General features: G+C 32.3%; 1 protein-coding gene and 2 pseudogenes. 2 read left to right on the top strand and 1 reads right to left on the bottom strand.

The features are described from left to right. Positions 1 to 327: pseudogene (locus ACGF7G_RS22365) on the top strand (hypothetical protein); the annotation flags it as partial. Positions 328 to 425: 98 nt separating this feature from the next. Further along, complete coding sequence (locus ACGF7G_RS22360) at positions 426 to 734, top strand: hypothetical protein (protein ID WP_387468476.1); 309 nt, start codon at positions 426 to 428, stop codon at positions 732 to 734. 250 nt (positions 735 to 984) lie between these two features. Here the strand turns inward: ACGF7G_RS22360 and ACGF7G_RS22355 are convergent. Next, positions 985 to 1,164 (bottom strand): annotated as a pseudogene (locus ACGF7G_RS22355) (type VI secretion system tube protein Hcp); the annotation flags it as partial.

Here is a 1,164-nt window from a genome sequence, read left to right as displayed (position 1 = left end):
TACGGTGGCCGTATTGCGATCGGTCTGGATTTTGTTGATACCACCGGGCAGATTATTGATGCCTGTAATTACGGACAATCAGGAAAATGTGAAAAAGTGGCAGTTAAGGAATATAGTAAATTTGCTGGTAGAACGGGAGTGGGAATGGCTGTAGGGTATTATGGCGGTATAGCAGCAGGTGCGGCATGTATTGCTTTTGGAATTGCAACTGATGGATTAGCCATTGGACTTTGTATGGCGGGAGGAGGCTTGGCTGGTGGTTATATCGGCAATAAAGGTGGCGAAAGAGCTGCTGAATTTATTGTAGATTTGTTTATAGGAAATTAACTATGAGCATATTGAATTTGATAATGACCATATGTTTTTTTTCATTTTTTTTCTTTTTGATTACATCAATAATCATTTATAAAATAAATCAGAAAAAAATGGATAAAATTATTGAATTATATATAAAAAAAGGATTCTGTTTGTCATCAGGAGCATATATGGGTCACCTTATGGGTATTCAAGGTCAGTTTTATCCTGCCGTATTTTTCTATAGGCTATTAACAGGAAAAAGAATAAGAATAAATAGACCTGATAGTAAATATATGCCCCAAGAATCTTATGATTTCATTCAAAGTTTACCCTCCAATTTAACCCGTTGGATAAAAACATATTTCATCACCATTAATATAAGTGGGATATTTATCCTTATAACAATGACAATATACCTATTTGAAAAACACGCTTAACTATAACTAAACATTCAATCGAGCATTAATATGAACAGAATCACCTTTGTCATTTTATTTATTTCTTGTATTTCTTTTATTCTTTTTCTTGTTATATCAATAATTATTTACAAAATAAATCAAAAACTTAAACATATCAATTATATTCTATAATTAGGATTACGATAACCACAACTTCTTTATATTAACATATTTATTGCAAAAACACGCTTAGTGATTAACTAAAAACTAAGCGTATAAATTATAGTTATCAATAAACCATCTCATCCCAGATGCAATATCCTGATGTTCCCGCCATATGATGCCGACAAGTAATGTTAACATACTGAACTGAAACAACTTCCTCCGGTTGGCCTTTATTATCATTAACAACATGCGGATAATTAACATTTAAACCGCAAATTTTTGCCCCAGTGAGCAGGATGGAATA

Source organism: Photorhabdus sp. RM323S, assembly GCF_042879375.1.
Classification (GTDB): Bacteria; Pseudomonadota; Gammaproteobacteria; order Enterobacterales; family Enterobacteriaceae; genus Photorhabdus; species Photorhabdus tasmaniensis.
The sequence above is the reverse complement of the archived record's forward strand: the minus strand, read 5'-3'. Positions and strand labels throughout refer to the sequence as shown.